At 43.4% G+C, this 8,527-nt stretch carries 9 protein-coding genes; 3 read left to right on the plus strand and 6 right to left on the minus strand.

Annotated elements, in window-relative coordinates; all coding sequences use genetic code 11:
• The first annotated feature begins 318 nt into the window (after positions 1-318).
• Positions 319-729 carry a hypothetical protein gene (locus KIM67_RS18345; protein ID WP_213833013.1) on the plus strand — a complete coding sequence of 137 codons (411 nt, stop codon included), beginning with the start codon at positions 319-321 and terminating at the stop codon, positions 727-729.
• A 306-nt stretch (positions 730-1,035) separates the two neighbouring features.
• Here the strand turns inward: KIM67_RS18345 and KIM67_RS18350 are convergent, their stop codons facing one another.
• From KIM67_RS18350 to KIM67_RS18365, 4 genes are all read right to left on the minus strand, one after another.
• Positions 1,036-1,533: a hypothetical protein gene (locus KIM67_RS18350; protein ID WP_213833014.1), complete on the minus strand. Its 498-nt coding sequence runs from the start codon at positions 1,531-1,533 to the stop codon at positions 1,036-1,038.
• A gap of 406 nt (positions 1,534-1,939) precedes the next feature.
• Positions 1,940-2,827, minus strand: coding sequence for a site-specific integrase (locus KIM67_RS18355; protein WP_213833015.1), 888 nt, complete (start codon positions 2,825-2,827; stop codon positions 1,940-1,942).
• 6 nt (positions 2,828-2,833) lie between these two features.
• A complete protein-coding gene (locus KIM67_RS18360; protein WP_250149329.1) occupies positions 2,834-3,589 on the minus strand; it encodes a tyrosine-type recombinase/integrase in 756 nt (251 codons plus the stop codon).
• Between the two features lie 210 nt (positions 3,590-3,799).
• Positions 3,800-5,383 carry a hypothetical protein gene (locus KIM67_RS18365; RefSeq protein WP_213833017.1) on the minus strand — a complete coding sequence of 528 codons (1,584 nt, stop codon included), beginning with the start codon at positions 5,381-5,383 and terminating at the stop codon, positions 3,800-3,802.
• 147 nt (positions 5,384-5,530) lie between these two features.
• Between KIM67_RS18365 and KIM67_RS18370 the strand changes: the two genes are divergently transcribed.
• Both KIM67_RS18370 and KIM67_RS18375 read left to right on the plus strand, forming a co-directional pair.
• Complete coding sequence (locus KIM67_RS18370; protein WP_213833018.1) at positions 5,531-5,869, plus strand: helix-turn-helix domain-containing protein; 339 nt, start codon at positions 5,531-5,533, stop codon at positions 5,867-5,869.
• Positions 5,870-5,884: 15 nt separating this feature from the next.
• Positions 5,885-6,355, plus strand: coding sequence for a hypothetical protein (locus KIM67_RS18375; RefSeq protein WP_213833019.1), 471 nt, complete (start codon positions 5,885-5,887; stop codon positions 6,353-6,355).
• Here KIM67_RS18375 and KIM67_RS18380 read toward each other — a convergent pair.
• Together KIM67_RS18380 and KIM67_RS18385 are read right to left on the minus strand one after the other, a co-directional pair.
• Entirely contained in the window at positions 6,352-7,122 is a 771-nt protein-coding gene (locus KIM67_RS18380) for a DUF2927 domain-containing protein (RefSeq protein ID WP_213833020.1), read from the minus strand. The genes KIM67_RS18375 and KIM67_RS18380 overlap by 4 nt on opposite strands.
• A gap of 118 nt (positions 7,123-7,240) precedes the next feature.
• Positions 7,241-8,527: RHS repeat domain-containing protein (locus tag KIM67_RS18385; protein ID WP_298869725.1), on the minus strand; the 1,287-nt coding region annotated here is incomplete at its 5' end.

An 8,527-nucleotide genomic window follows, 5' to 3' on the forward strand; every position in this document is an offset into this window, starting at 1 on the left:
TTTTGGTCATACTCTACGTAAAAAAGCGGGTTTCGGCCACTTTTTTTGGTACATCGGAGCGGTAAAAATGTAAAAGAACGTGCCTTAAAGATAGGTGGTATGGGAGGCTTTTCCTACTCTTTTCCTAACAAAGTGAGCAGGGTTTTTGTTTACATAAACATGGCTTGCTGAATGGGTTCCCGTTGGGATTGCCCAAGCTATCTTTACATAATGCGCTCTTATGGTACTCTGTGCAGGTAGCCATAAGCACACTATGTAAAATAGCCGCTACGGCCAGCGGCTTTACAACAATGAACTACCTTTAATTAAAAATATCTCATGGAGACAGGTTTGTTAATATCCATCCTGGGAGCGGTCTCGGCAATAATCGTTTCTCTTGTGGGGGCATGGTTGGCCAACAGGAACAGTATTTCCCTTCAGACAAGGAAGTTGAAGGAACAGCACTATACGTTGTACATTGAGGCACTACATTATCTGATCGCCGACAACAACAATGAGAACATTGGCAAGTATGTATTTGCTAGGGACAGGCTTTTCTTGATAGCCAACGAGGATGTAATAAAGAAGATGATAGCTTTTGAGGAGAACACCAATAAAAAAGTTGACCAAAGATTGCACGATACGCTTTTGACGGATTTGGTAAAATCCATCAGGAAAGATTTAAGGTTAAAGGACAAAAACTTTCCCCACATCTATTTCAAGACCAATAAAAAATCGAGCACTTCATAGGTTTGTTCTGGTAAGATTGGGACAGGTGGATGCTTGGTCGAACCGATGGACATAGGCGCCCTTTCCCGATGTCAGCGGACAAGGTTTCCCCATGAGCGTTTTTAAAGGTGGCTAACTGCGGCAGATCTCAGCGGGGGCGTTCGCCAGCTTTAAAAATGATAGACCTAGCGGCGATTGAGCGTCCCGCAAGAGTAAGAAGTTTGTGGCCACAAGCTCACATCTCGAAGTAGGTGTTTTTTCATTGGTTTGTCATGACACGCACACATCTTGATATTGGTAATTTTCTAGTTTAACGGACAAGCCAATTCATCGTGTCTTTCGGTGGCCATATTCTGCCAAATCCGTAATGAATGATTTGGTTTCTTCCGTAAACTCATCGAACACGGCACTCAATCTATTGTAAGCATCTTTAATCAGTTTTTTATCAGTTTCCGACCGCCTTTCCATGGTCACTATTTCCAATTTTGTACTATGGTATTTCCTTATTTTTTTCTTCAGTTTGTCCATTGCAATGGAAAGGTCGGGATGATATATCTTGACCAAGCACTCCAATTTGTTCTGTTGGAAGGAGAGGCTTATTTCCCGTTTCTCATTTGGGTTCAGGAGCTTGAATATTCCAGCTATGTCCTCCTGCATCATCTGTTCAATGTTACTGATACAGTTTATTATATCGTCCAGTTTCTCGAACACATATTTCTTTCTTTCGCTCTTGGATTTGAAGTGGTAACTGATAAAATGACCGACCGCACCAGATACTATGGCTATTCCTCCACCAACGATTATAGGGATTATGCTACTGTCCATTTATTGGGATTTTCCTAAATATAGATAAAGCCGTTCGGTTTTGAGCGCGGGGATGGCGGCAATTTTACATAGCGTTATTATGCGCCCCCGCCTTTCCGGGGGAGCGCAGCGATAGCATAATGCAACGTTATGTAAACATTGCTTTGGGCAGGTTTTTATGCAATAGCTTTCCCGTTGGCGTGGCTCTTTGGCTTTTTGGCGGCGCGATTGAGCGGTACGCACAAATATCCGCCTGCGGGATTTTTGAGTGCCGTGAGTGGCTGTTGCGCCGGAACGCCAAAACAGGCAATGTGCCACAAGTGCGCTGGCGCATAAAAATCTGCGGAAGTGTGGCGTGCGGAAGGGTAAAAAGGACAGGGCGAGCCGTGAGGTACGAGCGGCGTGGGCTTTTTGCCCTGGGGACTTTTCAGTTTATCGGATGGAAGTTATCCACGATGTCATGTAGGTTTTCAATATCATTTTGTAAATACTTTTCGGTGGAACTGATGTAGCGATGCCCCGCCATGATCTGGACTTTTCTAAGACTGTGGCTTTTTAGCCAGTTGATGATGATACTTGTCCTAAGTGAAGAACAGCCTTTTATCTTTTGGTTGTTCTCTTTCATGGCCTTCAATATCCTACTGGTGATGCTGTGCATCTGGTCGATACTGCCGAAGAACAGTTTTTCGGGGTTGTTGCCTCTGTCCTTTTGCGATAGGTAGGGTCGGGCTTCTTCCACATATTGCACCAGTTCCATCATTTGGCAAGGTTGTAGTTTCAAGGTACGTGCATTGCTCCTTCGGGTACTTGGAACATCCACTTTTCCCTTTTTCAGTTGTAGGTGTTCCTCTTGCATGTGGTGCAGCTCCATTGTGGTAACGCCTTGGAATACCATCAGCCCAATGACAACTTTATCCCTTAGTTTGCTTGCCTTAAAGAACGTGTCGTGATGCCCTGTTGGATAACTGTAATAAAGATTTTCCAGTTCTTCCGCTTCCAATAGTTCACCGATGGCCTTGGTACGTGTTCCCCGTATGGTCATATCGGTGGCGGGGTTCTCCATGGCAATATTTTCCTCGATCAGATGATCGTGGTAGAGCTTTATCGCCCGAAGCTCATTGTTGATGGATTGTCGTTCATAGCCCTTTTCCGTTTGTAGGTGCTTGGTGTATTGCAGTATCTGGGGGTAGGTCATCCCGCTTTCTTCGATGCCCTGATTTTTGAGCCAACTCTGTAGCCGCCTGATCCGTAACAGGTGTACCCTGATGGTGCTTTCGCTGTAACGGTTCTGCAATAAATATTCTCTAAAGTCCATATCATATTAATTATTTCTTGGCATTGCCAAGTGGGTATATACTTGGGTGCTTTCCAATGAGCTATGTCCAAGGAAGCGGCTGACCGTTTCGATGGCGACCCCATTTTCGAGTAAGTGGGTAGCTATGCTGTGCCGCATCTTGTGTGGTGTTATCCTTCGCTCCATCAGTTCGGGGTTGCCCGTGGCCCTGATGATGGCACGCAGGCGCAACTTAAAACTCTGGCCTCCCATCCGTCCGCCCTGTTGGTTCACAAAAAGGGCATCGGTTTCACTTGCTTTGTAAAATATCGGGCGACCGTCATAAATGTATTCTTCGAGGATTTCCATGTTGTGGTCATTCATTGGCACATGGCGTTCCCTACCATTTTTTGTCCAACGTGCCAGTATGCGGTTACGGCCAAAGAGCACATCGCCCAGGTTCAGGTGTACCGCTTCGTTTCTTCTAAGCCCACAGCTATAAAGTACGGTCAGCATTGCTTTGTCCCGTAGGCACATATGGCGCATCACATAACTGTGTTCGGCGGCCTCGAACATTTCCTTGATCTCCTCTTGGCTCACGATGTCGGTATGGTCGAGTTTTTCCAGCTTTTCCAATCTCAGGTGGATGGGCAACGGTTTGGCGTTGTGCTTTTTCAGGTATTCGTTGAACCGCTTGATGGCACTGATATGGCTGTTGAGACTGGCATTGCTGAGTGCACCGCCATAGCTTTCATTGGGGCGTTGCTTTAGGTATTCGTAATACTCGGTCACGTCCCTTCTCATTATGGTATTTAATTCGGAGTGTCCGCGGCACTCCAACCAATGGAAGAACTCCCGCAAGTGGATGGGCGAGTATTTGACCGTGGTCTTTCCATAGCCAAGGATTTCCAACCACTCCTTGAAGGAGAGCAGGAACGCTTTATAGGTACGGTTATGTAATGGTAATTTTTGCATGGCCCTTGATGTTTTTTATGGTTTTGTGGAACAGAGGGGCTAACTGGCTCGTTTCCTTGGGGTTGTCCGTTCCACTTTGGCAGTGGAACGCTTTGGAACGGTGGAACAGCCCGATTCCGATAGTCCTGTATGTATCTTGTCAAGGCAAGTCCTTAGGGCTTGGGCTATGGCAGCTTCCAACTCCCTGTACTCGTCGGGGTCGGTAACTTCATAGCGCACAAGGCTATCTCCCTTCTTTCTCACTTTTTTGATGTGGTTGCTTTCCAACAATTGTTTGTGGTAACGCCATTGGGTCGTTTTCTTGACCTTCAGTTTTCGGCGCATTTCAAGGGCGGTAAAACGTGTGCCGTGCTTTTTGAGTTCCTCAAGGTAGTTCCTACAAGCCCCCGTGATGATGTCGGATTTGCGGAGCAGCACATCAATGATAAGTTCGTTGGCCTCCTTAATATCTTCGATGGCGGTTTCAATAAATTCCTCGCCCGTTTGTTGGTCGTATTTCTTTTCTCGCTGCATTTGCTTGTAAAAAGTGATGGCCTCAATAAATTGTAGGTAATGGCTGTTCGTCCTTCTCGGTTTAAAGACGGATTCGGGCAGCTCCAAAAACTCGGCGTAGGGGTTGATCACTTTCACGGGCCTTAATGTCCGCTGCACGTTGCACAACAAATTCGCAGCTTCGATTTGTTCTTGTTCGTCAAGTTTCCCCGCACTTGCCAACCGCTGGTAATCCATGATGCGTTTGTCCTGTTCGGCACTTTCGTCGATGTAGAGCAAGAAGCTTCGGTTGCTGTTGTCCTCGTAAATACTTTCTTGGGTGGTACAGCCTGCCACCGATACAGGCCCTTCGACCGTTAGATGGATGGTCTTGGTCGTTCCCTTTGCATCCTTGTGGACGACGGTCTTTGTGATGCGCTTTTTGCTTTGGAGTTCACGAAGTGGATAAAGCACTGATTCCGCCCCGTCCAAGTCCTCGATGAGTATAAGCTTATGTTGAAGTTCGGTACGGTTGAAGTAGTAAAAGGCGTTGGCACTTAAAACAGTGATCTCAACTTTGTCCTCCTGCGGTATGAGTTCGGCCACTTTCGATTGTAGGTGCGTTTTTCCAACGCCACTACTACCGAGGCTGATGCAGTGCAAGGGATTGTTGGTCTTGCGTGAAGTGAATATCAGGTACATGAGCAATCTGTTGGTGTGTTCCCCGATCACGCCCGATCTGCCGATCAGATCGTTGGTCTTTTCCAACAGGTTCTTTTTCTTTAGGAAGGTTTCCGCTTGTTTGGCCTCTCTAGCGGTCATTTCCTTTATGGTGGGTGCAGCCGTTTGCTGCTCCAAGAGCAGGTAGCGGTAATTTTCCAGTTCCCTTGTCAGTTCCTGAAGGGTGCGCCTTACGATGGTGGTTCCTATCTCCAACCGTTCGGCGGTTTTCCGCACCAGCCTTTCGGTCTGGTTGTCGTTGTACAGGTCTATGCTGTGCCTGATGATGTTGTGGGCATTTGGTTTCTGAACGCTAAGCGTTATTCGTAAGGTTTCGAGTTTGTTCGTTTTCAGCCCTCCGAGGATATGGATCTCTAGGTATTCGGTTCTGTACTCGTAGCTGTTCGGGTTGGTAACGTCAAGATTGTTCATAAAAACTTTTTTAACCTTTTACGGTCAAAATTAATCTTATCAAACAAATTATACAAGTCGTATCGTATTTCTTTTGGTCGATTAAGGTTCGTATATTTGCCCTGAACCGTAATTTACGGGCATTTATAACCGTTTAAGTATAATTCTATGTTGTCATTCGGCAAGCGCATCGCTTCTTTGAGGAAGGAGCTTAAAATGTCCCAGACAGATCTGGCCAATCAGCTAAATACTTCCGTGAGCGTTATTTCACGTTACGAGCGGGACGAGATGACGCCTTCCGTGGATACGGCCAAAAAACTGGCGCAGCTCTTAAATACTTCCGTCGGGTACTTGCTCGGCGAGAACGATAATGCGGGTCTTTTCAAAAGCCCAGAGATGCTAAAACGGTTTCAGGATATTTCGGAATTTGACGAAGAGGACAGAAGGTACATCCTTTATACCCTCGATGCGCTCATCAAGAACGTGAAGCTAAAGTCCATAGCATAAAAAACCACTCCGGCTGTGCAGACCAAAAACCCACTAAGTGAAAAATTTATAGAGGATTTAGGTTTGATTCATATTGAAATTGAAAAACTTAAAAAAAAGAAAATTGGGACATACATTTATTTTTTAAGTTTTATTGGAATAGGATGTATCCTGGTTTATATAGAAAAAGATTTTATCCAAGAACTTGACCTCAGTAAGTCTAGTCCCTATCTGAAATATTCTGAATTTGCAATATCTTTTATGGTTATTTTGACTGGTTTTATCTTATTCCATTTTGCCTTTAAAAGGTTAATAAAATATCGGGAGAAGAAAAAAGAAGTAAAATCGAGGAAAGCTAAAATAGATGCAGTCCTCGACAAACATCAAATTAAATACAGTTGCAACATCGTATTTGGGGAAAAATATCACGGAATACAAGATATTATTGTAGAATTAAAAAGTAATAGTGACCTGTTGAAAGATTCAAAAGCCACTTACCAAATTTAATTTTTTTCCGATTTCAAGATTTTTTTAAGTGCTTTATTAAGTCCCGTAGAATCCAATCCAGGCTCCATTTTTGGATGATACAATAACCTAATAAGGTCCCGATCTAGTCGTGAGTATTCACTTGTTCTGATTTCTTGTTCAGATTTGTTTTTATAAAAAATACTATTCGCATATTTTTTTGAATCAAAAGCCAAACCTAGGCTTTGGGCCAACTCTTCTAGAATTGTGGATTCTTGAACATTGAATGCTTCTTCGGTACTAACAAAGATTAAGGCCTTATTGATTATGTGGGTGTCTGTGGCATATTGTGAATACGCATAGCCCGAGATTTCATAATCAATACCATCAGTAAGTATTTCATAAAATTGTGGGGCTAATTCCGCAACCCTCGCTTTTTTACATAAATAAAGAACTGCATTGCTATTTGAAAGGTTATTGGTAAGTTTTATTTTAAATCCATCAGTTGCTAAATCATTAATTTTATTAATGGCTTTTTTTATAACTGACATTTGGGACTTTAGTTCTTTTTCTTTCACAACATAAAGCGACATTGGCTTTTCCCATTTTATTGTCTTTTGAGAATTATCGTAATATTCCGATTGCAAAGCAATCTCTTTAAAATAGTCTATTAATTCCTTTTCATATGCAGTTGGGGTATAACTGACTTTTCTTGCTTCTCTTACATAGTAAAAAAGTAATGGCGCTATAACTAAGACAACGATAGCTACGAAAAAAGACCGTCTATGAAGTATTCTTTTGAATATCATAAAAATATCTATGTAGATTATTTTGGTATTCTTTTAAAAGTTTACTTAGTAATGAAACTTAAAAACGATAGGGGCTTCTGAAAGCCCCTATTGTTTAAACATACAATATATATTTAGATTAATTCGAAGTGTTCTTTATATTTCTGATGTGTGGTCTTACCCAAACCTTTTTACCGCTTTTTAATGTCCTAAAATGACCTCTTACATTCACAGGCCTTGTGCTGTTTATTTGCACTGGTGCTTTGAGTTCAGTATTGACCCTAGATGATGAACTGGTTGTTCCTCTCGAACCAAAGCTGCTTCGACTTGTTTTGCGCCCTCCCCACATTTTAAGTCCTTTGAGGCCGAACTCTGGTATTTTATTTTTAGGGTGAAGACCTTCTGCCATTATTACAAGTGCTTTCCTGTTATCCCGTTTTTCTAATGTGGTCTGGTCAATCTGAGTACCGCCCATATCTACTGTGCTGAGATCGGTTTCTTCAACGTCAGAATCATTGTCAACAACTTGTATGCGTTGATCCCCATCTATAACTTCCGAAGTATCTTCGGAAAAAAGAGTAAATGAATCTTCGGGATCAATGTTGGAAAATGCTTCGCCGTCCTCAACTCTATTTTCCCCAAAAAGATTCTGAATCATATAATCCGCTGTTTCTGCGTCGAATCCATCTTGTTCTCCAAACTGTTCGTAAAGAGATTGGGCACTATCTCCTTCTTCTGCTGTGTAAGAAACATTCCCATTTTCGTCAACAGTACGTATCCAAAATCTACCATCTATCTCTAAATTGGTCATTGGATTGTTACCAACAAACGCATATGGAGATAAACTAGAGTAATCTTCGGCTAATTCGTCAATACCGAACCATCTTCCCAAAGCAGGATCGTAGTTTCTTGCTCCATAATCGTACATATCCAGTCCCATTTCATCTTGAAGCTCTTTACCGTTATACTTCCACTTCTGCGCCACATCGTTGCCGAGTGCGGTATCGCCGCCAGAATTGTAGCCCTTATGCTTTAAACCAAAGGGGTAGTAATTGTTCTCCTCTATGATCGTGGGCTGCCCCGGATTGCTGGGGTCTTCCGTATAAGATACCCTTACGTTTCCAAGATGGTCTAAATACTGGTAAACGTACCGATACCCATTGTTCTCCACGTTCACGTACCCCTCGGGGTGGCTGAAGAACTGCAGGCTTGTGGACGTGGCATTTCCCGAATAGACGTGGTTGCCCGCGTATTCGGTCACGGCGCCCGTGCTTACTTCCTTCCTGAGCTTTGCGCCCGTGGCATCATAAACATAATCAATGGTACCCGCATTGCTGCCCGTTACGGTAACTTTTGTTGGAAGGTTCAGATGGTTATATTCTATTGAACTTATCCCCTTATTAAGGTCGGATGTCATGTTCCCGTT

The sequence above is a fragment of the Flagellimonas sp. 389 genome (assembly GCF_018449435.1).
In the GTDB taxonomy this organism is placed as follows: Bacteria; Bacteroidota; Bacteroidia; order Flavobacteriales; family Flavobacteriaceae; genus Flagellimonas.

Coding starts and splice junctions, on each gene's coding strand:
- KIM67_RS18380 (WP_213833020.1), bottom strand. CDS start 7,122: ATGATATTCAAAAGAATACTTCATAGACGGTCTTTTTTCGTAGCTATC.
- KIM67_RS18365 (WP_213833017.1), bottom strand. CDS start 5,383: ATGAACAATCTTGACGTTACCAACCCGAACAGCTACGAGTACAGAACC.
- KIM67_RS18370 (WP_213833018.1), top strand. CDS start 5,531: ATGTTGTCATTCGGCAAGCGCATCGCTTCTTTGAGGAAGGAGCTTAAA.
- KIM67_RS18350 (WP_213833014.1), bottom strand. CDS start 1,533: ATGGACAGTAGCATAATCCCTATAATCGTTGGTGGAGGAATAGCCATA.
- KIM67_RS18360 (WP_250149329.1), bottom strand. CDS start 3,589: ATGAGAAGGGACGTGACCGAGTATTACGAATACCTAAAGCAACGCCCC.
- KIM67_RS18345 (WP_213833013.1), top strand. CDS start 319: ATGGAGACAGGTTTGTTAATATCCATCCTGGGAGCGGTCTCGGCAATA.
- KIM67_RS18355 (WP_213833015.1), bottom strand. CDS start 2,827: ATGGACTTTAGAGAATATTTATTGCAGAACCGTTACAGCGAAAGCACC.